This is a genomic window from Cellulomonas gelida (genome assembly GCF_006538725.1).
GTDB lineage: Bacteria > Actinomycetota > Actinomycetes > Actinomycetales > Cellulomonadaceae > Cellulomonas > Cellulomonas gelida.
Genome location: NZ_BJLQ01000043.1, coordinates 1 through 25,234, shown reverse-complemented (window position 1 = coordinate 25,234; position 25,234 = coordinate 1). Strand labels below are relative to the sequence as shown.

At 73.9% G+C, this 25,234-nt stretch carries 27 protein-coding genes, 2 pseudogenes and 1 riboswitch; of the genes and pseudogenes, 19 read left to right on the top strand and 10 right to left on the bottom strand.

Annotated features, from left to right (window positions below):
- From CGE01nite_RS14790 to CGE01nite_RS14780, 4 genes are all read left to right on the top strand, one after another.
- On the top strand, positions 1-481 hold a 481-nt coding region (locus tag CGE01nite_RS14790), incomplete at its 5' end, for a penicillin-binding transpeptidase domain-containing protein (RefSeq protein WP_255318528.1).
- On the top strand, positions 478-1,449 hold the full coding sequence (locus CGE01nite_RS14785; protein WP_141371534.1) for an aldo/keto reductase: 972 nt from the start codon (positions 478-480) through the stop codon (positions 1,447-1,449). The genes CGE01nite_RS14790 and CGE01nite_RS14785, both read left to right, overlap by 4 nt.
- Positions 1,450-1,608: 159 nt before the next feature.
- A riboswitch (cyclic di-GMP riboswitch) is annotated at positions 1,609-1,684 on the top strand.
- Positions 1,685-1,700: 16 nt separating this feature from the next.
- On the top strand, positions 1,701-1,850 hold the full coding sequence (locus CGE01nite_RS17050; protein WP_156186575.1) for a hypothetical protein: 150 nt from the start codon (positions 1,701-1,703) through the stop codon (positions 1,848-1,850).
- 226 nt (positions 1,851-2,076) lie between these two features.
- Positions 2,077-2,454 carry an SHOCT domain-containing protein gene (locus CGE01nite_RS14780; protein ID WP_048342462.1) on the top strand — a complete coding sequence of 126 codons (378 nt, stop codon included), beginning with the start codon at positions 2,077-2,079 and terminating at the stop codon, positions 2,452-2,454.
- 88 nt (positions 2,455-2,542) lie between these two features.
- Here the strand turns inward: CGE01nite_RS14780 and CGE01nite_RS14775 are convergent, their stop codons facing one another.
- Positions 2,543-5,272 carry a flippase-like domain-containing protein gene (locus CGE01nite_RS14775; RefSeq protein ID WP_141371533.1) on the bottom strand — a complete coding sequence of 910 codons (2,730 nt, stop codon included), beginning with the start codon at positions 5,270-5,272 and terminating at the stop codon, positions 2,543-2,545.
- A 198-nt stretch (positions 5,273-5,470) separates the two neighbouring features.
- On the opposite strand from CGE01nite_RS14775, the gene CGE01nite_RS14770 reads away from it, so the two are divergent.
- Both CGE01nite_RS14770 and map read left to right on the top strand, forming a co-directional pair.
- Positions 5,471-6,043 carry an HdeD family acid-resistance protein gene (locus tag CGE01nite_RS14770; protein ID WP_048342439.1) on the top strand — a complete coding sequence of 191 codons (573 nt, stop codon included), beginning with the start codon at positions 5,471-5,473 and terminating at the stop codon, positions 6,041-6,043.
- Positions 6,044-6,116: 73 nt separating this feature from the next.
- Positions 6,117-6,887: a type I methionyl aminopeptidase gene (gene map, locus CGE01nite_RS14765; RefSeq protein WP_141371532.1), complete on the top strand. Its 771-nt coding sequence runs from the start codon at positions 6,117-6,119 to the stop codon at positions 6,885-6,887.
- 6 nt (positions 6,888-6,893) lie between these two features.
- Here map and CGE01nite_RS14760 read toward each other — a convergent pair whose 3' ends face one another.
- A complete protein-coding gene (locus CGE01nite_RS14760) occupies positions 6,894-7,709 on the bottom strand; it encodes a CPBP family intramembrane glutamic endopeptidase (RefSeq protein ID WP_141371531.1) in 816 nt (271 codons plus the stop codon).
- A gap of 135 nt (positions 7,710-7,844) precedes the next feature.
- Between CGE01nite_RS14760 and CGE01nite_RS14755 the strand changes: the two genes are divergently transcribed.
- Genes CGE01nite_RS14755 through CGE01nite_RS14740 form a run of 4 tightly spaced genes read left to right on the top strand, consistent with a single transcriptional unit; the run spans position 7,845 to position 10,663 of the window.
- Positions 7,845-8,471, top strand: a complete 627-nt coding sequence (locus CGE01nite_RS14755; RefSeq protein WP_048342442.1) for a hypothetical protein — start codon at positions 7,845-7,847, stop codon at positions 8,469-8,471.
- Positions 8,464-8,766, top strand: coding sequence for a transcriptional regulator (locus tag CGE01nite_RS14750; protein WP_141371530.1), 303 nt, complete (start codon positions 8,464-8,466; stop codon positions 8,764-8,766). Before CGE01nite_RS14755 ends, CGE01nite_RS14750 begins: the two co-directional genes overlap by 8 nt.
- Positions 8,763-9,854 carry an ABC transporter ATP-binding protein gene (locus CGE01nite_RS14745; RefSeq protein ID WP_141371529.1) on the top strand — a complete coding sequence of 364 codons (1,092 nt, stop codon included), beginning with the start codon at positions 8,763-8,765 and terminating at the stop codon, positions 9,852-9,854. Before CGE01nite_RS14750 ends, CGE01nite_RS14745 begins: the two co-directional genes overlap by 4 nt.
- Positions 9,851-10,663, top strand: a complete 813-nt coding sequence (locus tag CGE01nite_RS14740) for an ABC transporter permease (protein ID WP_141371528.1) — start codon at positions 9,851-9,853, stop codon at positions 10,661-10,663. Before CGE01nite_RS14745 ends, CGE01nite_RS14740 begins: the two co-directional genes overlap by 4 nt.
- Here CGE01nite_RS14740 and CGE01nite_RS14735 read toward each other — a convergent pair.
- The 4 genes from CGE01nite_RS14735 to CGE01nite_RS14720 all read right to left on the bottom strand — a co-directional run bounded on the left by CGE01nite_RS14735 (position 10,630) and on the right by CGE01nite_RS14720 (position 14,437).
- Positions 10,630-11,166, bottom strand: a complete 537-nt coding sequence (locus CGE01nite_RS14735; RefSeq protein ID WP_229747337.1) for a hypothetical protein — start codon at positions 11,164-11,166, stop codon at positions 10,630-10,632. The genes CGE01nite_RS14740 and CGE01nite_RS14735 overlap by 34 nt on opposite strands.
- A 90-nt stretch (positions 11,167-11,256) precedes the next feature.
- Positions 11,257-13,818 (bottom strand): heavy metal translocating P-type ATPase, encoded by a 2,562-nt coding sequence (locus CGE01nite_RS14730; protein WP_141371527.1) that lies wholly within the window; start codon positions 13,816-13,818, stop codon positions 11,257-11,259.
- A gap of 42 nt (positions 13,819-13,860) precedes the next feature.
- On the bottom strand, positions 13,861-14,094 hold the full coding sequence (locus CGE01nite_RS14725) for a heavy-metal-associated domain-containing protein (protein WP_048342446.1): 234 nt from the start codon (positions 14,092-14,094) through the stop codon (positions 13,861-13,863).
- 61 nt (positions 14,095-14,155) lie between these two features.
- Positions 14,156-14,437, bottom strand: a complete 282-nt coding sequence (locus CGE01nite_RS14720; protein WP_048342447.1) for a metal-sensitive transcriptional regulator — start codon at positions 14,435-14,437, stop codon at positions 14,156-14,158.
- Between the two features lie 365 nt (positions 14,438-14,802).
- Here CGE01nite_RS14720 and CGE01nite_RS14715 point away from each other — a divergent pair, with 365 nt between their 5' ends.
- The 9 genes and pseudogenes from CGE01nite_RS14715 to CGE01nite_RS14680 all read left to right on the top strand — a co-directional run bounded on the left by CGE01nite_RS14715 (position 14,803) and on the right by CGE01nite_RS14680 (position 21,871).
- On the top strand, positions 14,803-15,858 hold the full coding sequence (locus CGE01nite_RS14715) for a sulfate ABC transporter substrate-binding protein (RefSeq protein ID WP_141371526.1): 1,056 nt from the start codon (positions 14,803-14,805) through the stop codon (positions 15,856-15,858).
- Position 15,859: 1 nt separating this feature from the next.
- Positions 15,860-16,708, top strand: coding sequence for a sulfate ABC transporter permease subunit CysT (cysT, locus tag CGE01nite_RS14710; protein ID WP_141371525.1), 849 nt, complete (start codon positions 15,860-15,862; stop codon positions 16,706-16,708).
- A gap of 58 nt (positions 16,709-16,766) precedes the next feature.
- Positions 16,767-17,606 (top strand): sulfate ABC transporter permease, encoded by an 840-nt coding sequence (locus CGE01nite_RS14705; protein ID WP_048342450.1) that lies wholly within the window; start codon positions 16,767-16,769, stop codon positions 17,604-17,606.
- A pseudogene (locus CGE01nite_RS14700) lies at positions 17,603-18,301 on the top strand (sulfate/molybdate ABC transporter ATP-binding protein); the annotation flags it as partial. The gene CGE01nite_RS14705 and the pseudogene CGE01nite_RS14700, both read left to right, overlap by 4 nt.
- 30 nt (positions 18,302-18,331) lie before the next feature.
- Entirely contained in the window at positions 18,332-18,634 is a 303-nt protein-coding gene (locus CGE01nite_RS17595; protein ID WP_417282012.1) for a TOBE-like domain-containing protein, read from the top strand.
- A 9-nt stretch (positions 18,635-18,643) separates the two neighbouring features.
- Positions 18,644-19,123, top strand: a complete 480-nt coding sequence (locus CGE01nite_RS14695) for an RrF2 family transcriptional regulator (RefSeq protein WP_141371524.1) — start codon at positions 18,644-18,646, stop codon at positions 19,121-19,123.
- A gap of 67 nt (positions 19,124-19,190) precedes the next feature.
- On the top strand, positions 19,191-19,649 hold the full coding sequence (locus CGE01nite_RS14690; RefSeq protein ID WP_048342452.1) for an RrF2 family transcriptional regulator: 459 nt from the start codon (positions 19,191-19,193) through the stop codon (positions 19,647-19,649).
- 166 nt (positions 19,650-19,815) lie between these two features.
- A complete protein-coding gene (locus CGE01nite_RS14685) occupies positions 19,816-20,817 on the top strand; it encodes a sulfite exporter TauE/SafE family protein (protein WP_141371523.1) in 1,002 nt (333 codons plus the stop codon).
- Positions 20,818-20,869: 52 nt separating this feature from the next.
- Positions 20,870-21,871 (top strand): hypothetical protein, encoded by a 1,002-nt coding sequence (locus CGE01nite_RS14680; protein ID WP_141371522.1) that lies wholly within the window; start codon positions 20,870-20,872, stop codon positions 21,869-21,871.
- A 76-nt stretch (positions 21,872-21,947) separates the two neighbouring features.
- Here the strand turns inward: CGE01nite_RS14680 and CGE01nite_RS14675 are convergent, their stop codons facing one another.
- The 4 genes and pseudogenes from CGE01nite_RS14675 to CGE01nite_RS17045 all read right to left on the bottom strand — a co-directional run.
- Entirely contained in the window at positions 21,948-22,388 is a 441-nt protein-coding gene (locus tag CGE01nite_RS14675) for an Hsp20/alpha crystallin family protein (protein WP_048342454.1), read from the bottom strand.
- 331 nt (positions 22,389-22,719) lie between these two features.
- Positions 22,720-24,039, bottom strand: a complete 1,320-nt coding sequence (gene hemL / locus CGE01nite_RS14670) for a glutamate-1-semialdehyde 2,1-aminomutase (RefSeq protein ID WP_141371521.1) — start codon at positions 24,037-24,039, stop codon at positions 22,720-22,722.
- Positions 24,036-25,046 (bottom strand): porphobilinogen synthase, encoded by a 1,011-nt coding sequence (gene hemB, locus CGE01nite_RS14665; protein WP_174773469.1) that lies wholly within the window; start codon positions 25,044-25,046, stop codon positions 24,036-24,038. Before hemB ends, hemL begins: the two co-directional genes overlap by 4 nt.
- A pseudogene (locus CGE01nite_RS17045) lies at positions 25,043-25,234 on the bottom strand (hypothetical protein); the annotation flags it as partial. The pseudogene CGE01nite_RS17045 and the gene hemB, both read right to left, overlap by 4 nt.

The window sequence follows — 25,234 nt, the reverse complement described above, 5'->3', positions numbered from 1 at the left end:
GCTCGGCATGGCGGCCGTGGCCGCGTCCGTCGCGGCGGGCCGCACGGTCACGCCGCGCCTCGTCGAGCAGGACTCGTCGTCCGACACGTCCGCCGACGCGCAGGGCGACGAGGCGACGAGCTCCGCGGACGGGTCCGCGAGCGACGACGCCGACGCGACCGACGAGCCGCGCGCCCACGTCGAGCTCACGTCCGACGAGGGTGCCGCGCTGCGCTCGCTCATGCGTTCGGTCGTGACCGACGGGGGCGCGGGCTTCCTGCGGGACGTGCCCGGCGCCGAGGTGATGGCCAAGACGGGCACCGCGCAGTTCGGCGAGACCGAGGACCTGCGCAACCACGTGTGGATGATCGCGATCCAGGGTGACCTGGCGGTCGCCGTGTTCGTCGACGAGGGCGAGTACGGCTCGACGACGGCGGGCCCGCTGCTCACCCGGTTCCTCGAGACCCCGGTGGTCGCGGCGCTCGCGGAGAGCCGCTCGTGACCGAGGCGAGCTACGCACCCGGCGCAGAGCGCTGGTTGCGCACCCTGCCGGGCACGGAGCTCACGGTCTCGGCCGTCGCGCTCGGCGGCGGGCCGCTGGGGAGCATGCCGGAGCTGTTCGGTCGTGAGGTGTCCGCCGAGGAGGGTGTCGCGACGGTGCTGGCGGCGTTCGACTCGCCGATCCGGTTCGTCGACACCGCCAACGGCTACTCGGACGGCGAGAGCGAGCGTCGGATCGGCGCGGCGATCGGGCTCTGGGAGGGTCTTCCCGAGGGTGTGGTCGTGGCGACCAAGGTCGACCCGCGGGGCGCGGACTACTCGGGGCAGCGCGTGCGGCAGTCGGTCGTCGAGAGCCGCGCGCGGCTCGGGCTCGACGCGCTCCCGCTCGTGCACCTGCACGACCCGGAGGGGCACGACTTCGCCACGATGACGGCGCCCGGCGGCGCGGTCGACACGCTGGTCGAGCTCCGTGACAGCGGGGTCGTCGGGCGGATCGGCCTGGCGGGCGGTCGCGTGCAGGAGATCGCGCGCTACCTCGATCTCGGGGTGTTCGACGTGCTGCTCGTGCACAACCGGTGGACCCTGCTGGACCGCAGCGCGGGCCCGCTCGTGGCCGAGGCCCACCGCCGCGGCATGGGGGTGCTCAACGCGGCGGTCTACGGCGGCGGGATCCTCGCGGCGCAGCAGGGCGGTCCGACGACGTACGGGTACCGGCCGGCGCCGCCGGAGATGCTCGAGGCGGCGGCGCGCATGCGCGAGGCGTGCGCGGCCCACGGCACGGACATCGCGACCGCGGCGCTGCAGTTCTCGTTGCGCGACGAGCGGATCGCCTCGACGATCGTCGGGATGAGTCGTCCGGGGCACGTGACCGCGACCGTGGAGGCCGCTGCCCGGGCTCTCCCGGACGCTCTCTGGGACGAGCTCGAGGGCCTCCTACCGCCGTCGCGCACCTGGCTCGATGCCGAGTGATCCGGTTCAGGTCCGCTGCGCGACCGGGACAGAGCGGGACGAACGAGACATAGGACCCGGGTTCTCACTGGTCCGAACGGGTGATTTTGTTCATTGCCCGTATTTTCCTCATTCGGGCCCTTGGCCCGGGTACGTGATGTGAACTACCTTCCTGGTTGTCAGCGATAACGGCAAACCCTCCGCGAGGAGGGGACGCAAAGCCACGGGACCCACGACGGTCAGCCGGGCTACCGAACAGACAGGACGCGCACATGGACCAGACCGGCCTCCCCGCCGAGCCGTCGCAGTCGCCCGCCACCTCCTCCACCTTCCGCCTCCGGGTCCAGGCCTGGACGGAGATGGCCGCCGCGAGCGGCACGGTGACGGCCCTGCCCACGCAGCGGGAGCGCGCGGCGGCCTGACGGCAGCTGCGCACGTCACGGCCTGACGGCCGCTGGCGGCACACGACCCACGACGACCGGTCCGGTTCCCCGGGCCGGTCGTCGTCGTTCCTCCACCGGTCGCCCGCCCACCGGTGCGTGAGACCGTCGGCGCGCGGCGTCCACCGGTGTGCGAATGTGACGTTCGTCGCTAATGTCGGGTCTGGCGGCGATTCCCGCCGTCGTCCCGGTCGAAGGGTCGTACGACATGAACTTCTGGCAGTGGGTTCTGATCCTCCTGTGGTGGTTCCTCTTCTTCGCCTATCTCGTCATCCTCTTCCAGATCCTCGGCGACCTGTTCCGTGACACGAAGCTGAGCGGGTGGTGGAAGGCGGTCTGGATCGTCTGCCTGGTGCTGTTCCCGTTCCTCACGGCGCTCGTCTACGTGATCGCCCGCGGCAGCTCGATGGCTGAACGCCAGGCGGCCGCGGTCAGGCAGGCCAAGCACGACACCGACAGCTACATCCGCGAGGTCGCAGGGACCAAGTCGGCCGCGGAGCACATCGCCGACGCCAAGGCCCTGCTCGACTCGGGAGCGATCACGCCCGAGGAGTTCGCACAGCTCAAGGCGAAGGCCCTCGCCTGACACCTCACCCGCCTCGACCGACGACGCCCGCCCGCAGCACCACCGCGCGGCGGGCGTCGCCGTGCCGTGCCCTGGCGTGCGATCCGGGCTAGAGCTCGCCGACCTTCTGCAGATGTCGCATCGCGACCCAGCCGATCGGGATCCGCACCCAGTACGTGACGACGCGGAACAGCACAGCGATCGACGCCGCGATACCGGGGTTGATGCCCGTGACGGCGGTGAGCGAGGCGGCCAGCGCGGCCTCGATGGCACCCATGCCGCCGGGAGTCGGGACGAGCGCGCCGGCGGTGTTGCCCGCGAGGTACACGACCGCGACCTGGATCAGGCTCGCCTGCTGGTCGAAGGCCTGCAGGCACGCGTCGAACGCGAGCACGAAGCCGAGCGTCATGACGAGGTTGCCCGCCACCGCGACGGCCAGGCGCCACGGCCGGCCGAGGATGTCGACGAGTCGCGGCCAGATCTGCCGCAGGGTCGGGCGGATCTTGGCCAGCACCCACTGACGCACCTTCGGCACCAGGAGCGCGGCACCGACGAGCGTCGCGACGAGCGCGACGATCAGCAGGACCGCGGGCGAGACGGGTAGCTCCGACTCCTTGCCGCCCGAGCCCACCGACAGCACCGCGAGCAGCAGGATCGTCACGACGAGCTGGCTGACCTGGACCATCGCGACCGTCGCGGCCCCCAGCGACGTGGACACCCCGCGCTTGGTCAGCATGCGCAGGTTGAGCGCCGCAGGCCCGATGCCGGCGGGCGCGGCGAGCGCGACGAAGTTGGAGGCGGCCTGCACCTCGAGCGTGCGCCACAACGGCAGCCGCACGGGCGAGAACGCGAGGAGCGCCATGGCGGCGCCGACGATCGTGAGCAGCCCGAACAGGAACGCGACGATCGCCCAGCGCCAGTCGCTGCGCGCGAGCGCCCCCGTGATCTCGTCGAGGTTGATGCGCGTGACGAGCACCAGCACGACGAGGATCGGCAGGACGATCGTGAGGATCGACCGCGCACCGAACCGCACGAGCTGCTGCGGCTCGACGGAGGCCTCGGGGATGCGCGCGACGATCGCGGCGCGCAGGTCCCCGAGCACCGCCTTGTGCTGACGCACCTGGGCGCGGGTGCGCTCGGGCAGCGTGATCGACTGCAGCAGCGGGCCGATCGCGGCGACGTCGTCGTCGTCGAGCGAGTCCGCGGCGGACTGCAAGGCGCGCTCGACCCCCACGCGGACCGCGAGCAGCGCGAGCATCTGCGTGAGGTCCATGCGCCGCGCGAGCTCGGACGACGCGACGTAGCCGTTCTCCCAGCCGACGATCCAGACCATCGGCGTCCCGACGAGCTGGTCGACGAGCACGGTGTCGGACGTCAGTGCGCGGTGCGCGATCCCGGCCTCGTGCGCGGTGCGCAGCTGGGCCCAGATCTCCCGCAGCACGTCGTCGGTGAGGTCGTCGTCGGCGAGCTCGGTCAGCGGCAGCGCGTTGCCCGGGTGCGCCTGCACGAGCAGCATCGAGTCCTGCGCCTCGGCGACGCGCAGCAGCGCGGGGGTGCGCACGCCGGCGGCGCGCGCGGCGTAGCTGAGCAGCGCGGTGCGCTCGGCGGTCTGGCGCAGCGACTGGACGGACCGTCCCTCGATGCCGCGCAGCCGCACCGAGCGCCACACGCGCGAGACCATGCTCGCGACCTGGCGGTCGCCGTCGATCACGACGAGGTCGAGACGTTCGCCGTCGTCGGTGGTGAGCTCGTACGTGCGGTAGCCGGTCGAGCGCACGAGTGCGCGCGCCGCGGCGTCGTCGGGCGCGGGCAGGCGCGCGGTCGAGCGCAGGCCCTCGTCGGCCGCCGCGACCGACGAGTGCTGGGCCGACGGGTGCTGGGCCGAAGGGTCCTCGCTGGGCGCGTCGGGGTCGTCGGGGGCGATGCGGCGCAGCCGCACGGGCTCGAACCCCGCGCGACGCACGCCGGCGACGAGGCTCGCGCCGTAGGCGCGCTCGCTGCGCACGCCCGAGACGTACCGCACCGCCAGCCCGCACACGCGCCCGAGCAGGAGCGAGACCGCGAGGCCCGCGAGCGAGACCTGCGCGGTCACGAGCAGCACCGCGATCGCGAACCACAGCACGTTCCACGACCACGCGACCGTGCGCCGCCGTTGGCGCGGGCCGCTCACCGTGAGCAGGCTCGCGAGCATCGCGACGTACACGGGGATCGTCAGCTGCCACGTGCCGCCGAGCAGCACGGACAGGCCGCGCACGAGCTCGTCGGACCCGAACGTCTCGACCATGAAGATGACGGCGGCGCCCACGACGATCGCGAGCACGGCCGCGACGATCGCCTCGATGAGCTGCCGGCCCAGGCGGCGCAGCGCGAGCTCGATGCCCACGGCGAGCGGCACGGCGAGCGTGATGACGCCCTCAAGGACCTGCACGGGCACGAACAGGATCTTGCGCAGCAGCGTCGCGAAGCCCTGCACGTCCTCGGCGACGCCCGTGGTGGTGTGCTGCGCGTACGTCGCGAGGATCATCACGAGCGCGACGCCGAGGGCGGACAGCGTCGTCCCGATCAGGTCGCTGGGGTGGTGCACGCGGACGGTCGGCTGGTCGTCGACGACGAGGACGGCCGCCTCGGCCTCCGCGCGGGCGCGCTCGGCGCGCTCGTCGTCGGGGTCCGGCAGGTCCAGGCGAGGCCCGACGGAGACCGACGGCGACGGCTGCTCGTCCGCCGACGAGCCGGGCGGCGGCGCCGGCGAGGAGGGCTCGACGGCGCGCGGGGTCACGAGCTCGTCCGCCGGACCAGCGGGCCGCGGCGACGCCGACCCGGCCGACTTCCGTGCAGACATACGGGCGAGTCTAGGCGGCGGGGCCTTTCCGCGACGGCGGGCCGGAGGCCGGACCTGGGCGGACTCGGGGCCGGCGGCGCGCCACGCGCGGCAGCGGGCCGCCGCGCCTGCGACCGTTTCGCCGGGATTGTTGAGCCTCCCGGCGCTAGCGTGGCTGCCATGCGGGCAGCGGCCGCGCGGCCCTGACGGGAGGCGATCGTGAGCGACACCCTCGAGAAGCAGGTCGGCCAGGAGCTGCGGGCCGTCTGGTGGTTGCCGGTGCTGCGCGGGGTCGTCCTGCTGGCACTCGGTCTGCTGATGCTGCTGCACCCGCTGGAGACGTTGACCGCGATCACCTGGGTCATCGGGATCTTCGCGCTGGTCGACGGCGCGCTGATCATCCTGCAGGCGCTGATCGAGCACCAGAAGGGCGCGATGTGGTGGCAGCTCCTGGGCGGGCTCGTCGTCGTCGGGCTCGGCATCGTCGTCGTGTCCTGGCCCAAGCCCACCGTGCTGGTGCTGTTCTGGGTCGTCACGGCGTGGGTGCTCGCGGTCGGGGTGGTGGGGATCGTCGCCGCGGTCCTGCTGCACCGGCGCGGCGACTACTCCTGGTACGGCGCGCTGGCGATCGGCCTGGTCAACCTGGTGATCGGCCTGCTCCTCGCGTTCAACCCGCAGACGTCGCTCTCGGTCGTCATGGTGCTGTTCGGGGTGTTCGCGCTGGTCGTGGGCGTGCTGCTGCTGGTCAGCGGCTTCGCCGCACGGTCGTTGGGCCGTGAGCTGACGTCCTGAGGGAAGGGCGGTGCGGTGCGTGCGGCATCATGGCCCACGCCCGCCCGACCGCTCCTGAGGATGGCCCCGCCGCATGATCGAGATCCTGAGCCCTGCCGAGGTCCTGCGCGCCCGGGACACCGGCGCGCTGGTCGCCGAGATCCTGCAGACGCTGCGGTCCCGCACCCGGGTCGGCACGAACCTGCTGGAGATCGACCGCTGGGCCCAGGCCATGATCGCGAGCGCCGGCGCGCAGTCCTGCTACGTCGACTACGCGCCGTCGTTCGGGCGCGGGCCGTTCGGCCACTACATCTGCACGTCAGTGAACGACGCGGTCCTGCACGGCCTGCCGCACGACTACACGCTCGTCGACGGCGACCTGCTCACGCTCGACATCGCCGTCTCGCTGCGCGGCATCGCCGCGGACTCGGCCGTCAGCTTCGTCGTGGGCGACGCCCGGCCCGCCGAGAGCCTCGCGCTGATCGCGACGACCGAGCGCGCCCTGGCGGCGGGGATCGCCGCGGCCGGGCCGGGCGCGCGCATCGGCGACCTCTCGCACGCCATCGGCACGGTCCTGAGCGGGGCCGGGTACCCGATCAACACCGAGTTCGGTGGCCACGGCATCGGCTCGACCATGCACCAGGACCCGCACGTCTCGAACACCGGCCGGCCCGGCCGCGGGTTCCCGCTGCGGCCGGGCCTGCTGCTCGCGCTGGAGCCGTGGATCATGACGGACACCGCCGAGCTCGTCACCGACGCCGACGGCTGGACGCTGCGCAGCGCGACGGGCTGCCGCACCGCGCACAGCGAGCACACGATCGCGATCACCGACGACGGCGCGCAGATCCTCACGCTGCCCCGCTAGCCGCGGCTAGTCGAGGCCGACGGCTGTGAGCCAGTCCTCGGGGATGAGCGCGTAGCCGACGAAGACGACGAGGTCCATCACGGTGTGGGCCACCACGAGCGGCATGACGCGTCGCGTGCGGCGGTAGTACTCGGCGAACACCAGGCCCATCACGACGTTCCCGAAGAACGGTCCCCAGCCCTGGTACAGGTGGTACGAGCCGCGCAGCAGCGCGCTCGTCACGACGATGAGCGGCGGGCTCCAGCGCAGGTCGCGCAGGCGCTCCATGAGGTAGCCGACCGCGACGACCTCCTCGAGCAGGGCGTTCTTGAGCGCGAGGACGATCAGCAGCGGGATGGTCCACCAGTGGTCGGTGATCGTCGTCGGCTGGACCTCGACGGTGATGCCGATGGCCCGGCCGATCGCGTACAGGCCGAGGCCCGGGACGCCGATCAGCGCCGCGAGCCCGACGCCGATCCCGAGGTCGCGCCACGGGCGGGCGAACGTCAGGCCGATCCGGCGCGTGGCCGAGCGGCCGTTGGCGGACAGCAGGTAGAGCGCGAGCGCGACGGGGATGAGCGCGAACCCGATCGCGAGGACCTGGTAGATCACGTCGAGCCAGGGCCGGGCGTTGAGCGGGGGGTTGATCGTGGTGCTCTGGTCGCCCAGCGGGGGCCCGGCCGTGAGGCGGTCGAGGATGTTGACGAGCGCGTAGACGCCGGAGCGGCCGAGCGACAGGCCCAGGACGATCCAGATCTCGACGGTCAGGCGCCGACGCTGCGCGCGTTCGGACACCGGGGGCGTGCCGGTGACCAGCACGTCGCGGGGATGCGCGTCGCTCATGCCCGCACGGTAGCCGCCGCCCCTCGCAAAGAGGGGGTTGCGCATCGTCCCGGTCAGGCGCAAACTGGTTTGCGAGACAAACCGGACACCGTGCCCGCGCCGACGCGGGACGACCGCTCGACTCAGGGGGACCAGATGCACGACGACGAGACAGGCGCGGCGCTCGCGCCGCACGACGCGCTCGCGATCATCGCCGGCCAACGTGCCGCCGCCGCCCGCACGCACCCGTCCGCGGCCCTGCTGTTCGGGGTCTGGGGGACGGTCTGGGTGCTGGGCTACGGGTTGCTGTGGCTGACGGCGCTCGACGACGACGCCCCGGCCGGCTGGGCAGCGGTCGTCGCCGCCGTCGCCACGGTCCTCGCGATGCTCGCCACCGCGTGGCACATGGTCGCCCGCACGCACGGGATCCGCGGCCGCAGCGCGGTGCAGGGCGCGATGTACGGCTGGGCGTGGTTCGTGGGGTTCGTCGCGCAGGGCGTGACCGTCTCCGCGCTCGCCCACGCCGGCGCGTCCTCGGTCGTCATCAGCCTCGCGGCCAACGCGATGGCGACCATGGTCGTCGGCCTGCTCTACCTGGCCGGCGGCGTGCTCTGGGAGGCGTACGCGATGTACGCCCTGGGGGCCTGGGTCCTGCTGACCGGCGCGTTCGGCGCGTTCGCCGGCATCCCCGGCTCGTACGCGGTGCTGGCCTTCGCGGGCGGCGGCGGCATGCTCGCCGCCGCGCTCGTGCTGCGGCTGCGCGAAGGGCGCCGCAGTGCCTGACGACGAGCTCGACCCCGTGATCCACGCCCAGGCCCGGCTGCGGGTGGTCGCCACGCTCGCTGCTCTCGGCGAGGGCGACCGGATCGCGTTCCCGCGCCTGCGCCGCCTGCTCGACATGACGGCCGGCAACCTCTCCACCCATCTGCGACGCCTCGAGGAGGCGGACTACGTGACCATCACCAAGACCTACGAGGGCCGGTCCCCCGCGACGTACGTCGCGCTGACGCCCACCGGCCGGCTCGCGTTCGACCGTTACTCCCGCCGGCTGCGCGACCTGCTGGGGAGCGCCCGATGACCGCCTCCGGCACGAGTCGCGGTGCGCCCGTCGTCGAGGTCGAGCACGTCACCCGGCGGTTCGGGAACGTCGTCGCGCTCGACGACGTGTCGCTGAGCGTCCCCGAGGGCGAGCTCCTCGGCCTGCTCGGGCCGAACGGTGCGGGCAAGACGACGCTGCTCAGCCTGGTCAGCGGGTTGCGCAAGCCCGACGCCGGGACGGTCCGCCTGTTCGGCGGCGACCCGCGCGCCGCAGCCTCGCGCCTGGCCCTCGGCACCACGCCGCAGGAGACCGGCCTGCCGCCCACGCTGCGCGTGAGCGAGGTCGTCGCGCTCGTCGCGGGCCACTACCCGGACCCCATGTCGACCGACGAGCTGCTCACCAGGTTCGGGATCACCGAGCTCGCCCGGCGGCAGACCGGCGGCCTCTCGGGCGGCCAGAAGCGGCGGCTCGCGGTCGCGCTCGCGCTCGTCGGACGTCCGCGCCTGGTGCTCCTCGACGAGCCGACGACCGGCCTCGACGTCGAGGCGCGCCACGTGCTCTGGCAGGCCCTGCGCGACTACCACGCCGACGGCGCGACGGTCGTGCTGACCAGCCACTACCTCGAGGAGATCGAGGCGCTGGCCCGCCGCGTCGTGGTCGTCGGGCACGGCCGGGTGCTCGCCGACGGCGGGATCGACGACGTGCTCGCGCTCGTCGCGCGCCGCCGCGTCCTGCTCACCGTGCCGCCCGCCGCGCGGCTCGCGGTCGAGGCGCTGCCCGACGTCGAGGTCGTCGAGGCGCAACCGGTGGGGAGCCGGGCGTCGGGTGAGCTGGCGTCCTCCCGGGTCGACGCGCACGCCGACGACGTCCGCCTCACGCTGCTGGCTGCCGACGCCGACGCGGTGGTGCGTGGGCTCGTCGGCGCGGCGATCCCCTTCCGGGGCCTGGAGGTGCGGGGCGCGTCCCTCGAGGAGGCGTTCCTCGCGCTCACCTCCGACGGCCCGCACGACGAGCGCCCGCACGACGAGCGCCCTCAGGACGGGCGCGCGCCGCACGGGCACCCGCAGCACGGCACGGACGACGAGCGGGCGGCGCGGCTCGCACCCGCGCACGAGGGGGAGCGATGAGCAGCACGACGACCACGACGGGCCGCCCGACGACGGCTCCGCACCCGGCGCGCACCCAGCCGTTCTGGCGGCTCGCGGTGCTGCACGCGCGCCTCGGGTTCCTCGAGACGATCCGCATCCCCATCGCGGTGATCGGCAACCTGCTGTTCCCCGCGCTCGCGCTGCTGTTCTTCGTCGTGCCGCAGAGCGAGGTGGCCGGTGACCCCGTCTCGGCGACCGCGGCCGTCGCGCAGCTCGGGACGTTCGCGGTGATGTCCACGTGCCTGTTCTCGTTCGGCGCGGGGATCGCCGAGGAGCGCGCGCTGCCGTTCGACCCGTACCTGCGGACGCTGCCGGCCGGGACGGGCCCGCGGCTGACCGGGCGCGTGCTCAACGGGCTGATCTGGGCGTACTTCGCGCTCGTGCCCGTGGTGCTCGTCGGCTGGCTGCTCACCGCGGCGTCGCTCGACTGGCTGCAGGCGCTGCAGTCCGTGCTGCTCGTCGTCGGGGTGGCCGTGCCCTTCCTGCTCCTGGGGCTCGCGATCGGGTACCGGATGTCGGCCAAGGCGGCGATCGCCGTCGTGCAGGCGGTGCTGTTCCCGCTGGCGTTCGCCGGCGGTCTGTTCCTGCCGCCCGAGGCGTTCCCGCACTGGCTCGACGTGTTCTCGAAGGCGCTGCCGTCGCGCGCGGTGCGCGACCTCGTCGTGCAGGTCACCGCGGGCGTCGACGCCTACCCGCTCGCGCTGCCCGTGCTGCTCGCGTGGACCGTGCTGTTCGCGGTGCTCGCGCTGCTCGCCTACCGCTCCGACGAGGGCCGTCGCTTCCGCTGAGGAGGCGGTGGGAACAGCAGGCGGCGGACGGCCAGGCGTGCGGCGAGCAGGACCAGGATCAGCGCCGTGACCAGGAAGAACCCGCCGAGTTGGACGGCGTCGCCGAACACCCACGCGAACAGCTCGAGCACGACGATCTTCGACCCGGGTAGCAGCACCGCGAGCGTGAGGGCGCCGAGCACCCGGCCCGCGGTGGTCGGTGCGGTGGCCAAGCGCCGCCGGGCGCGGCCCTTGAGGACGAGGACCACCTCGAGGACCAGCTTGAGCAGCAGCGCGGCCAGCAGTGAGAGCGCGAAGGTCTCGGCGATCACCGCGGGCGCGTACTGAGCGGCGAGGTTGAGGACGACGACGTAGACGAACACGTCGACGACGTGCTCGGGCGCGATCCTGGCCCCCGGGGTCCGCGTGGGCGGGGTCTGCGTGGGCGGGGTCCGCGTGGGCGGGGTGTGCATCGGCACCGTCTGCCCGGTCTCGTGCTCGGGGGGAACGGCCCGGTCGTCCACGTCGCACCTCCGCGCCGGTGCCCGGGACGCTGCGCGACGGCCCCGCGACCTCGGCAGCGTATCGGCGCAGCCGGGTCGCGGGGCGTGCGGTCAGCGGAACGCGCGCAGGCGCAGGGAGTTCGTCACGACCAGCACCGACGAGAACGCCATCGCGGCGCCGGCGATCATCGGGTTGAGCAGGCCGAGCGCGGCCAGCGGGATCGCGGCGACGTTGTAGGCGAACGCCCAGAACAGGTTCTGCTGGATGACGCGCAACGTGCGGCGCGACAGCCGGATCGCCTGCGCCGCGGAGCGCAGGTCGCCGCGGACCAGGGTCAGGTCGGCGGCCTCGATCGCGACGTCGGTGCCCGTGCCCATCGCGAGCCCGAGGTCCGCGGTGGCCAGGGCCGCGGCGTCGTTGACGCCGTCGCCGACCATCGCCACCTGCCGGCCCTCGGACTGCAGGCGGCGGACCGCCTCGACCTTGTCCTCGGGCAGCACCTGCGCGATCACCTCGTCGATGCCGACCTCGCGTGCCACCGCGTGCGCCGCGCCCGGGTTGTCGCCCGTGAGCAGCACGGGACGCAGGCCGAGCGCGCGCAGGTCGTCGACCGCCTCGCGGGACGTGTCCTTGAGCGGGTCGCGCACGACGAGGGTCGCGCGTGCGCGGCCGTCCCACGCGACCATCACCGCGGTCGCGCCGTCCCGCTCGGCCGCCTCGAAGCCCGTGGTGAGCGCGGCGGTGTCCACGCCCTGCTCGGCGAGCCAGGTGGGCCGTCCGACGAGCACGCGGCGGCCGAGCCCGAGCCCGGAGTGCGCCGTGCGGACCACGCCGACGACGCCGCGTCCGGCGACCGCCGAGAAGTCGTACACCTCGTCCGACCCGATCTGTACACCGTCCTCACCGACGCCCGCGGCACCCCGCGGACCCGCCGCGGCGAGCTCGTCCCACGCCGCGACGACCGCCGCGCCGATCGGGTGCTCGGCCTGCCGCTCGACCGCCGCGGCGAACCGCAGCGCCTCGCGCTGCTGGTCGTCCGCCGTCGTGGCGGCCCCGGTGGTGCTGCCCTCGGCGGTGCCGACCTCGGTGGAGGCGGGCACCAGCACGTCGGTGAGCGCCATGCGGCCCTGCGTGATGGTGCCGGTCTTGTCGAGCACGACCGTGTCGACCCGGCGCGTGCGCTCGAGGATCTCCGGGCCCTTGATGAGGATCCCGAGCTGCGCGCCGCGCCCGGTGCCCACGAGCAGCGCGGTCGGCGTCGCGAGCCCCAGGGCGCACGGGCAGGCGATGATCAGCACCGCGACCGCGGCCGTGAACGCCGCCTGCGCGCCGCCGCCGGTCGCGAGCCACACCACGAGCGTGCCGAGCGCGAGCACCAGGACCACCGGCACGAACACCGCCGAGATCCGGTCCGCGAGCCGCTGCACGGGCGCCTTGCCCGTCTGCGCCTGCGCCACGAGCCGGCCGATCTGCGCGAGCCGCGTGTCCGCCCCGACGCGGGTCGCCCGTACGACGAGCGCGCCCGAGGAGTTCACGGTCGCACCCGTGACCTCGTCGCCGGGACCGACCTCGACCGGCACGGGCTCGCCCGTGAGCAAGGAGGTGTCCAGCGCCGAGCTGCCCGAGACGACCACGCCGTCGGTCGCGACCTTCTCGCCGGGTCGCACCGCGAACTCGTCGCCCACGTGCAGCCGGTCGATCGGCACGTTCTGCTCGGTGCGCCGCCCGTCCGGGCCGGTCACGACGAGCGCGACCTCCTTGGCGCCCAGGTCGAGCAGGGCGCGCAGCGCGTCGCCCGCCCGCCGGCGCGAGCGGTGCTCGGCGTACCGGCCGGCCAGCAGGAACGTCGTCACCACCGCGGCGACCTCGAAGTACAGCTCGGGCACGGCCATGTGCCCCTCGGCGGCGCGCGGCCACAGCGTGGGGGTCATGGTCATGCCCAGCTCACCCGCGCCCCCGAGGAGCAGGGCCCACAGCGACCAGCTGGTCGCGGCGATGATCCCGATGCTCACGAGCGTGTCCATCGTGGAGGCGCCGTGCCGTGCGGCGCGCGCCGCGGCGCGGTGGAACGGCCACGCGGCCCACGTCGCCACGGGCAGTGCGAGCACGCCGACGACCCACTGCCAGCCCCGGAACTGCAGGGCGGGGATCATCGAGAGCAGGAGCACGGGCACCGTGAGGATCGCGGCCACGACGAGCCTGCGGCGCAGGTCGGCGCCGCGCGCGTCGGTCGGCGCGGACGTGTCCTCGTCGGGGTCCATCTCATGACCCGGCGCCATCGAGTGACCGGACAGCGCGTGCTCGAGGCCGCCGTCACCCATCGCGTGCTCGACCCCGTGCTCCGCCCCGCGCGCCTCGGCCACCGCGCCGGTCGGCACGTCGGCCGGCGCGTGGCCGGCGTGGGCGTGCGCGGCGGGCTTCGCCGGCGCCGACACGTGCGGCAGAGGGGAGGTGACGCGGGCGTCGTAGCCGGCGGCGCGGACGGCGGCGACGAGGTCGTCGTGCGTCACGGACGGGTCGGTGCCGATGACGTGCGCGGACTCGAGCGGGAGGTTCACGGACGCGGTCACGCCGGGCAGCCGCTGCAGCCGCTTCTCGACGCGCGCGACGCACGACGCGCACGTCATGCCCTCGACCGCGAGGTCGACCACGAGTCGTTCGTCGGTGCTCATGACGGTTTCCTTCCGGTGGTGACGGCGTTCGTGCGGGGGCTGCTAGAGCAGCGAGCGGCGCGGGGTCACGGCGTAGCCGGCCTCGTCGACGGCGGCCGCGACGGCCTCGTCGGACAGCGGCTCGTCGGACGTGACGGTGACCTGCGAGGACCCGCCCACGGCGAGGTCGATCGCGACGCCCGTGACGCCGGGCAGGGCCTCGAGCTCGGTGGTGACGTGCTGGACGCAGTGCCCGCAGGTCATGCCGTCGACGCCGAAGGTGGTGGTCTGGCTCATGGTGTCTCTCCCGTTCTGTGGGGGTGCTGGTGCTGCTGCGTTCTGGTGCGCGGTTGGTCCGTCAGCTGCGCACGAGGCGGGCGATCGCGTCGGACGCCTCGCGGACCTTGGCGGCGCCCTCCTCGGGGTCACGACGAGCCGCGTCGACGACGCAGTGCCCGAGGTGGTCCTCGACCAGGCCGATGCTCACGGCCTGCAACGCCTTGGTGACGGCGGCGATCTGCGTGAGGACGTCGATGCAGTAGACGTCCTCGTCCACCATGCGCGCGATCCCGCGCACCTGGCCCTCGATGCGCCGCAGTCGCTTGAGGTAGTCATCCTTCGAGCTGTCGTAGCCGTGCACGCGTTCCTCCTCGGTCTGCCCGCTCCAACCAACATACCCCCACGGGGTATTCCCGGCAGCCCCACTACCCCCAGCCGGGCCGCGAGCCAGCGGTTGCTCCGGCCATTCCCGCTCATCCCCGGAGCGGCCGCTGGGTCGTCGTCCATCTGGCCGCGAGCCAGCGGTTGCTCCGGCCGTTCCCGCTGATACCCGGAGTCGGTGCTGGGTCGTCGGGGGCGTGTGGGTGCGTGGGGATGTGAGACGGATGACCGAAATGTGGACGGGGCGTAGACGGGCGTGCGGCAGGGGTCCAGTATTCCGATCGTTCTGATCGGGTAACTCGGGATAAGCCGAGCCCCGAGCGTCGACCAGGGAGCACACCCACCATGAAGTCCACCCTCAGCGGGCCCCGCGCCCGGACGTCCTCTCGCCTGGCCGCGGTGCTCGTCGCCGCGTCGCTCCTGGCGGTGGCGGGGTGTGGCTCGTCCGACGACACCGACACCCAGGCCGGGGCCACCGGCGGTGCGGCGGGCGGCGAGACGTCGATCGACCTCGTCGGCTTCGCGGTCATCCAGGCCGCGTACGACGACCTCGCGCAGGAGTTCGCCGCGACCGACGCCGGCAAGGGCGTCACGGTCAAGGGCTCGTTCGGCGCCTCGGGGGCGCAGAGCCGCGCGGTCATCGCCGGCCAGGACGCGGACCTCGTCGCGCTCTCGCTCACGCCCGACGTCGACAACATCGCCAAGGAGGGCCTGATCGACGAGGCCTGGAGCAGCGGCGAGGACAAGGGCATCGTGTCCGACTCGGTCGTCGTGCTCGCCGTCCGCAAGGGCAACCCGAAGGGCATCCACGGCTGGGCGGACATCGTGAAGCCGGGCATCGGCATCGTCACGGCCGACCCGGGCACGTCGGGCGCGGCCAAGTGGAACCTGCTCGGCGCGTACTCGCAGGCGCTGGGCGAGAACGACGACACGGCCGCCGCGGAGGCGTACCTCCAGCAGTTCATCGGCAACGTCGTGAGCTGGAACGACTCGGGCCGCACGGCCACCGACGCGTTCGTCAAGGGCACGGGCGACGTCCTGATCTCGTACGAGAACGAGGCGATCGCCGCGCGCGCCGCTGGCATCGAGCTCGACTACGTGGTCCCGGACACGACGTTCCTCATCGAGAACCCCGCGGCCGTCACGACGACCGCCCCGCAGGCCGCCAAGGACTTCCTCGCCTTCATCCAGTCCGACGAGGGTCAGCAGGTGCTCACCGCGCACGGCTTCCGCTCGGTGAGCGGCCTGGCGCCCGCGCAGGGCGTCGAGGGCGCGAACGACCCCGCGAACCCGTTCCCGGACGTCGACATCATCACGGTCGAGGACCTGGGTGGCTGGAGCACGGTGAACGACGAGCTGTTCGACAAGGAGAACGGCCTCGTCACGAAGCTGCGCGGCTGACGTGTCGCTCGTCGCACAGGTCGACCGGGCGACGCCCTCCGCCTTCGCGCGGGGCCGTCGCCCGGGCGAGCTCACGGGCGGCGCGAGCCTCGGGCTGGGCATCGGGGTGCTGTGGCTGAGCCTGCTGGTGCTGCTGCCGATCGCCGCGATCGTCTCGACCGCCTTCGAGGACGGCCTCGCGGGCTTCTGGGACGCCGTCACGGACGCCGAGGCGCTGTCGGCGATCCGGTTCACGGTCGGGGCGGCCCTGCTGGTCACCGCCGTCAACGCGGTCGTCGGCACGCTCATCGCGTGGGTGCTGGTGCGCGACCAGTTCCCCGGCAAGCGCGTCCTCGAGGTGGTCATCGACATCCCGTTCGCGCTCCCGACGATCGTCGCGGGGCTCGTGCTCATCACGCTGTACGGGCCGAGCGGGCCGTTCGGGATCAACCTCGTCGGGACGCGTGCGGGCGTGGTGCTCGCGCTGCTGTTCGTCACGCTGCCGTTCGTCGTGCGCTCGGTGCAGCCCGTGCTCATCGACGCGGACCGCGAGGTCGAGCAGGCCGCCGCGTCGCTCGGCGCGTCCGGGTTCACGACCTTCCGGCGCGTGATCCTGCCGACCGTCACGCCCGCGGTGCTCTCGGGGGCCGCGCTGAGCTTTGCGCGGGCGCTGGGCGAGTTCGGGTCGGTCATCCTCATCTCGGCCAACCTCATCGGCCAGACGCAGGTGTCGTCGTCCTACATCCTCAAGATGATCGAGTCGCAGGAGCCGGTCGCCGCGGCGGCGGTCGCGACCCTGCTGCTCGCGGTCGCCGTCGTCGTGCTCGTCGAGCTCGACGTGGTCCAGCGCCGGACGGCCCGCCGTGGTTGACCTGGAGGAGCGCCCCGTCGCCCGCGGGCCGCGCCGAGTCGCTCACCCACCCCACCGCGTGGACGCGCGGGTCCGACGAGCGCGTCGCCGCACCACGCGCACCGCGTGGGTCCTGCGGCTGGTGGCGATCGGGTACGTGCTCGGGCTCGTGGCGCTGCCCGTGGTGTCGGTCGTGCAGCACACCTTCGCCGACGGCCTCGCACCCGTCTGGGACGTGCTGACGTCCGACGACTTCCTCGCGGCGCTGCGGCTCACCGCGGTCGTCGCGGGCATCGCGACCGTGCTCAACACGGTGTTCGGCGTCGGCATGGGCGTGCTGCTCGTGCGCTACCGGTTCTGGGGACGGCGCTTCGTCTCGGCCGTGATCGACCTCCCGGTCTCGATCTCGCCGATCGTCGTCGGCGTCGCGCTGATCCTCGTCTACGGGACGTACGGCTGGTTCGGCGGGGCCCTCGAGGACGCGGGTGTGCGCGTCATCTTCTCCGTGCCGGGCATGGTGCTCGCGACCGTGCTCGTCTCGTTGCCCCTCGTGCTGCGCGAGGTCGTGCCGACGCTCGAGGAGGCCGGCGTCGAGCAGGAGCAGGCCGCGCAGTCGCTCGGTGCGAGCGCCTGGCAGCGGTTCTGGCGCGTCACGCTCCCGACGATCCGGTGGGCGCTGGCGTACGGCGTCGCGCTGAGCCTGGCGCGCTCGCTGGGCGAGTTCGGCGCGGTCCGGGTGGTCTCCGGCTCGGTCGCCGGCGAGTCCCAGACCCTCACGTTGTACGTCAACGACTCGTACCAGGAGCTCGGCGCGGACGCGCAGCGGCAGGCGTTCGCCGCCGCGTTCGTGCTCATGGCGATCGCCGTCGCGCTGATCGTCGTCATCGCCGCGCTGCGGCCCAAGGAGGAGCGCTCGTGAACGACCACGCCACGCCGCAGTCCAGCCCCGAGGCCCGGTCCGGGATCGTCGTGCGCGGCGTGCACCGGTCGTTCGGCGACTTCGTCGCGCTCGAGGACATCGACCTCGAGGTGAAGCCCGGCGGCCTGACCGCGCTGCTCGGCCCCTCGGGCGGCGGCAAGTCGACGCTCCTGCGGATCATCGCGGGCTTGGACTACCCCGACAGCGGGACGGTCGAGATCGGGGGCCGGGACGCGACGTTCCTGCCGCCGCAGCGCCGCTCGGTCGGGTTCGTGTTCCAGCACTACGCCGCGTTCAAGCACCTGACCACGGCGCGCAACGTCGCGTTCGGGCTCGAGATCCGCAAGCGCCCGAAGGCCGAGGTCCGCGACCGGGTGCGCGAGCTTCTCGAGCTCGTGCACCTCGAGCAGTTCGCCGACCGGCTCCCGTCTCAGCTCTCGGGCGGGCAGCGCCAGCGCATGGCACTGGCGCGCGCGCTCGCGGTCCAGCCCGAGGTGCTGCTGCTCGACGAGCCGTTCGGTGCGCTCGACGCGAAGGTCCGCAAGGAGCTGCGGGACTGGCTGCGTCGCCTGCACGACGAGGTGCACGTCACGACGTTGTTCGTCACGCACGACCAGGAGGAGGCGCTCGAGGTGGCCGACGAGATCGTCGTCATCTCACAGGGGCGCATCGAGCAGGTGGGCTCGCCTGCTCAGCTGTACGACCACCCGGCCAACGAGTTCGTCATGTCCTTCCTGGGTCCGGTCACGCGGCTCGGCGGGGTGCTGGTCCGGCCGCACGACATCGAGGTGCTGACCGACGAGCGTGCGGGTGCGGTGCAGGTCGAGGTGACCAAGCTGCTGCGCGTGGGACACGAGGTGCGCGTCGAGACGCGCGCGCAGGACGGGTCGACGCCGTGGGTGCAGCTCACGCGCGCGCAGGTCGCCGAGCTCGGCCTGGTCGCGGGTGGCACGGTGTGGCTGCGCCCGCTCGTCGCGACGCCGTTCCCGGCGGACTCGTCGCGCACGCCCGAGCCCGTGCCCGCCTGAGGCGCGCGCGTGCACATCTCCGCCAAGGTCGACTACGCGGTGCGCGCGTTGCTGCTGCTGGCCGAGCGCGCGCCCGCGCTCGTCACCGCCGAGGTGCTGAGCGCCGAGCAGGACCTGCCGCGCGAGTACGCCGAGCAGATCCTCACCGAGCTGCGCAAGCTCGGGTACGTGGTCTCGAAGCGCGGCGCGCGCGGGGGCTTCCAGCTCGCGCGGCCGGCCGCCGAGGTGCTCGTCGGGCCGGTGCTCTCGTCGCTCGAGGGGCCGTTCGTCACCGTGCGCGCCACGCTCCCGGACACGCTCGCGTACCGGGGCGTCGCACGACACCTGCCGATGCTGTGGGGTGCGCTCGACGACACGTTGCACGGCGTCCTGGACCGCGTCACCCTCGCCGACCTGCTCACGGGCGAGCTCCCGACGGCGCCCGACCCCGCGTCCGCTCCGGCTATGGAGGCCGGAAGCCTGAGCGACCGCGGGCTCGTCGGGGGTTAGGGCGGGGGAATCGCCGGGTGGGACCTCGGGTACCGGGTGCGCGCGGCGTGACCGGCACAATGAGCGCATGCGGGTCTCGGCGAAGGCGGACTATGCGGTGCGGGCGTGCGCCGAGCTGGCGACGAGCCCGCAGGGACAGCCGGTCGCGGTCGAGACGCTCGCGGTCGGGCAGGGCCTGCCGACGAGCTTCCTCGAGCGCATCCTCGGCGACCTGCGGCGCGGCGGCGTGGTCGTGAGCGTGCGCGGCCGGTCCGGTGGCTACAAGCTCGCGCGGCCGGCGACCGAGATCACCCTCGCGGACGTCATGCGCGCGGCCGAGGGCCCGCTGGTCACGGTGCGTGACGAGCGGCCGCCGTCGCTGTCGTACGACGGCTCGGCCGCCGCGCTGCTCGACGTGTGGGTCGCGCTGCGCGTCAGCGTGCGCGACGTGCTCGACGAGGTGACGCTCGCGGCGCTCGTCTCGGGCGACCTGCCGGCCACGGTGCGCACCATGCTGCAGCGCGCCGACGCGTGGGAGAACCCCTGATCGACGGGCTCGTCGGCCGCTCGTGCGAGCCGGTGCCGCGCACCCGCGACTGACGGGTTCGCGCCCGGCTCGTCTTGCATCCTGGGACCGGGGTTGAATATCGAGTTGCCGGGTCGGGATTATCGGGTTGGCGGCGAGAACCGCCCAGACCCGAAGGAATCCCACCATGCCGCAGCTCGTGCTCCTGGCCGTCGTCGGCCTCGCCGCGCAGCTCGTCGACGGCGCGCTCGGCATGGCGTACGGCGTCACGTCCACGACGCTGCTGCTCGCGATCGGGACCAACCCCGCGGCGGCGTCCGCGACCGTGCACCTCGCCGAGATCGGGACCACGCTCGCGTCGGGCCTCTCGCACTGGCGGTTCGGGAACGTGGACTGGAAGGTCGTGCGGCGCGTGGGCGTGCCCGGCGCGATCGGCGCGTTCCTCGGCGCGACCGTGCTCTCGCGCCTCGCGAGCGACGCGGCCGCCCCCGTGATGTCCGGCATCCTGCTCGCGCTCGGCACGTACATCCTCATCCGGTTCACGTTCAAGGGGCTGCGCAAGGACCGGCTCGGCCAGCCCGTGCGCAAGCGGTTCCTCACGCCGCTCGGCCTGGTCGCGGGGTTCGTCGACGCGACGGGCGGCGGCGGCTGGGGCCCGGTCGGGACGCCCGCACTGCTCGCGTCGGGCCGCATGGAGCCGCGCAAGGTGATCGGCTCGATCGACACCTCGGAGTTCCTGGTCGCGATCGCCGCGTCGCTGGGGTTCCTGCTCTCGCTGGGCTCGCAGGGCATCGACGCCGCGTGGGTCGTGGCGCTGCTCATCGGGGGCCTGATCGCCGCGCCCATCGCCGCGTGGCTCGTGCGGCTCATCCCGCCGCGCATCCTCGGCTCGGCCGTGGGCGGCGTGATCGTCCTGACGAACACGCGCACGATCATCCGTTCCGACTGGGTGGGCCTGGCCGGCACCCCCGCGCAGGCATGGATCCTCGGCACCCTCGCGGTCGTGTGGGTCGGGGCCGTCGTCCTGTCGGTGCGCGCGTACGGCCGCGACAAAGTCGCCGACGAGCTCGCGGCCCTCACCGAGGCGACGGTCGTCGACGAGGCCACCGCCCGCGACCACGCCGCAGCGCCCGACGAGGCTGGGGCCGCTACCGCGTCCCGTGAGTCCGGCGCCGTCGCGACGCACTGACGGAAGCGCGTCGTGACTCAACCGTGACCTTCGGGGTGCCGATGCACCACGGGTGAGCACCACGCAGGTCGCGTTCCGGTACGCCGGCCGGTCCGGGCTGCGCGTCGAGCGCGGCGAGGTCTGGCTCGGGCTCGCGACGACCGAGAGGCGCACCTTCGTCGACGGCCGTGCCGAGCGGGCCGACGTGCTCGGCACCGGTCTGCTCGTCGTCGCGCGGGTCGCGGCCTCGCGCTACGACACGTCCGACGGCGTCTCCCCCGAGCTCGCCGACCCGTTCGTCACGACCGGCGAGGGCGTGGTCCGGTTCGAGAGCCTGTCCGGGTGCTGCGCCGTGGGCGCGCGTCTCGACCTGCTGCCCAGCGGCCTCGACCTGACGGACCACGCGCCGGGGACGACGAACGTCGAACTCGGCCAGCGCGTGCGTGAGCTGCTCGGCGGCCCGCTGCCGCGCGACCCGATGCGACTGGTCGTCCACGCGGCGGGCCTGGGCACACCGACGCCGGAGTCCCGCGTGCACGAGCGCCGGGTCGTGCTGCCCGCACGGTGGGTGCGCTCGCTCGCCGAGCTCCCGTCGATCGCGTCGGTGATGACCGTGCGGGCCGAGCTCAGCGCCCGGCAGGCGCGGTCGTTCGTGCGCTCGTTGCCGCAGGGCCCGGCGGCGCCGGTGTGGGTGCGGCCCGCGCGCGACGGCCTGCGCGTGGTCCCGTCCGCCGGTCCGGGCGCGGTGCCGCTCGGGGTGCCCGGCGCGCTGCGCGAGCTGGAGCCACTGCTCCGGCATGCGCACGGCCTGCGGTTGTGGGCGCACGACGCCACGGGCGTCTCGTGGTGGGAGCTCGAGCTGCCGCACGCGCGGCTGGGCCTGGCGCTCGGCATGGACGTCGCGAGCCGGCAGGGGCACGACGTGGCGCGGGACCTGCGCGTGGGCCGGGCGGCCGACGCCGCCGCGGGGCTGCTCGGCTACGACCTGAGCGCGGCGCGGTGGTTCGACCGTCGCCTCCCGGTGGGCCGGGACCTGCTCGACCTCCCGGAGCCCGACCGGGCCGCGCACGCCTGACGCGAGACGTGGCGCGGCCGGCGCCGTGCCCCGAGGGCGTGCGGCGCCGGCCGCGGACGGTCGGGCTCAGTCAGGCTCAGGAGGCGGCAGAGGCCTCGATCGCGGGCTGCTGCGCGCGGTCGCCGTGCTGGACGTCGATCTTGCGCGGCTTGGCCTCCTCGGCCACGGGGATCGAGAGCGTCAGCACGCCGTCGGTGTAGGTCGCCTCGATCTGGTCGAGCGCGAGGCCGGCGCCGAGCGTGAGCTGGCGCGCGTACGTCCCGACGGGGCGCTCCTTGGTCAGCCACTGAACGCCGTCCTCGGTGCGCGCGGTGCGCTGCGCGCGGATCGTCAGCGCGCGGTCCTCGACCGAGACGTCGATGGTGCCCGGGTCGGCACCCGGCAGGTCGAGGTGCAGGACGTAGTGGTCGCCCGCGCGGTACAGATCCATGGGCATCGTGGTCGACGCGCGGTCTGCCGTGAACACCTGACCGAACAAGCGGTCGAGCTCCTGGAAGGGGTCGAATCGCGTAGCCATGAACCCTCACCTCCCTCTCGGTGAGCCCGGACCCTCCGGGCTCGGGGCTGCCCGGGGACCGCGGTCCGCCGGGACGGCTACGCCTCCATTGTTAGCACTCTCGGTGGGAGAGTGCCAAGTCCGTGAGCGAGCTTCTTCGCGGCGACGTGAGGGTGTGGTCGGCGACCACCGCTGGACGCGGCGCGCGCCCCCGGCTCGCCCGCACAAGGCGTGCCCCAGGACCGTCACCGGTCGCTCTCGCTCCCGGACGCGACCGCGTCGCGGTGGTTGCCGGGAGCATACGAAGCCGCGTGGGCGCGCGCATCCGGAGCGCGCCTCCGGACGGCGTGGGTCAGTCGCGCGTGGCCGTCGCCGCGGCGTGCGCGGCGGCCGGCAGGGCGTCCTCGATGCGGCCGAGCGCCTCGTCGTCGTGCGCGGCCGAGACGAACCACGCCTCGAACGCGGACGGCGGGGCGGAGATCCCCGCGTCGAGCAGCGCGTGGAAGAACGGCGCGTACCGCCAGTGCTCGGACGCCTGGACCGCGGCGTAGTCGCGCACGCCGACCTGCGCGGCCGGCGCGCCGAACGCGATCGAGAACAGCGAGCCGGCCCACTGCAGCGCGTGCGGGACGCCCGCGTTCGCGAGCGCCTTGGTCACCGCGTCCCGCAGCCGGCCCGCGGCCTCGTCGACCGTCGCGTACACCGCGGCGTCCGCGAGGCGCAGCGTGGCCAGGCCCGCGGCCGTGGCGACGGGGTTCCCGGACAAGGTCCCGGCCTGGTACACGCGCCCGACCGGCGCGAGCTGCGCCATGAGGTCGCGTCGCCCGCCGACAGCGGCGACCGGCAGGCCGCCGCCGATGACCTTGCCGAACGTCAGCAGGTCGGGCGCCCACCCCTCGCGCAGCCCCTCGAGCCCCCACCAGCCGGAGAACCCGACGCGGAATCCCGTGAGCACCTCGTCCTGGATGAGCAGGGCGCCGTGCTCGTGCGTGATCGCCCGCAGCTCGGCGTTGAACCCCGGCGCGGGCGGGACGACGCCCATGTTCGCGGGAGCGGCCTCGGTGATGATCGCGGCGATCCGGTCGCCGTGCGTCGCGAACGCCGCGCGGACCGCCTCGACGTCGTTGTACGGCAGCACGATCGTCTCGGCCGCGACGGCCGCCGACACGCCCGCGGAGCCCGGCAGCGCGAGCGTCGCCAGGCCCGAGCCGGCCTCGGCCAGGAGCGCGTCGACGTGCCCGTGGTAGCAGCCGGCGAACTTCACGACGAGGTCGCGCCCGGTCGCGGCGCGCGCGAGGCGCAGCGCGGTCATCGTCGCCTCGGTGCCCGTGGAGACCAGGCGCACGGACTCGGCGGCGGGCACGCGGTAGCGGACGGCGTCGACGAGCTCGACCTCGGTCGTCGTCGGCGCCCCGAAGCTCAGACCGCGCGCGGCGGCCGCCTGCACGGCGGCGACGACCTCGGGGTGCGCGTGACCCAGCAGCGCAGGCCCCCACGACCCGACGAGGTCGACGTACTGGCGACCCTCGACGTCAGTGACGTAGGCGCCGCTCGCCGAGGCGATGAACGGGGGTGTCCCGCCGACCGAGCCGTACGCACGCACGGGCGAGTTGACCCCGCCCGGGATCACGGCCTGGGCATGCGCGAACACCTCGGCGTTCGTCGGGCTCATCGGTACTCCTCCGCCAGCCACCCGGCCAGCTCCGTCGCGTGGTACGTCAGTACGTGATCGGCACCCGCGCGACGGATGCTGAGCACGGACTCACGTATCGCCCGTTCGCGCTCGATCCACCCCGCCGCTGCGGCGGCTTCGATCATGGCGTACTCGCCGGACACCGCATAGGCCGCAACCGGGACAGAACTGGTCGCGGCCACGTCGGCGAGCACGTCCAGGTACGCCATCGCGGGCTTCACCATGACGACGTCGGCGCCCTCGGCGATGTCGATCGCGACCTCGCGGGCCGCCTCGCGCCGGTTCGCGGGGTCCATCTGGTACGTCCGGCGGTCGCCCACGAGCTGCGACTCGACCGCGTCGCGGAAGGGGCCGTAGAACGCCGAGGCGTACTTGGCGGCGTACGCCAGCACGGCGACCTCGTCGTACCCGGCGGCGTCCAGCGCGTCCCGCACGGCCGCGACCTGGCCGTCCATCATCCCGGAGAGCCCGACGAGGTGGGCTCCCGCGGCGGCCTGCGCGAGCGCCATCTCGGCGTACCGCACGAGCGTCGCGTCGTTGTCCACGCGGCCGTCGGGCGTCAGCACGCCGCAGTGGCCGTGGTCGGTGAACTCGTCGAGGCACAGGTCCGCCTGCACGACGAGCGCGTCGCCGGCCTCCTGGGCCGCGACCGTCAGCGCGCGGTTGAGGATGCCCTCGGGCGCCGTGGCCTGCGAACCGACCGCGTCCCGCACCCGCGGGACCGCGAACACCATGACGCCACCCAGACGAGCGGCCGCCGCCTGGGCGACGGCACCGCGCAGCGAGTCGAGCGTGTGCTGCACGACGCCGGGCATCGACGCGATCGCGCGCGGCTCGTCGAGCCCTTCGCGCACGAACACGGGCAGGACGAGCTGGCGCGGGTGGACGTCGACCTCACGCACGAGGCGACGGACCGCGGGGGTCGCGCGCAGGCGGCGTGGCCGGACGCGGCCGGGGGTCGGCACGCCGATCGGGTCGGTGCTCACGTGGTCTCCTGTCCGTTCCGTCCATCTTCCCCGACGGTCTGAGGTCCGACGAGCGAGTCTCGCGCCTGCGTGCGCACGTCGTCGGCCGCTGCGGCGCGGGCGAGCGCCGCGACGAGGCCGCCCATGGTCTGCTCGTCGGCGGTCGCCGCGAGCGGCAGGCCGAGCCGGCGGGCCTCGTCCGCGGTCGT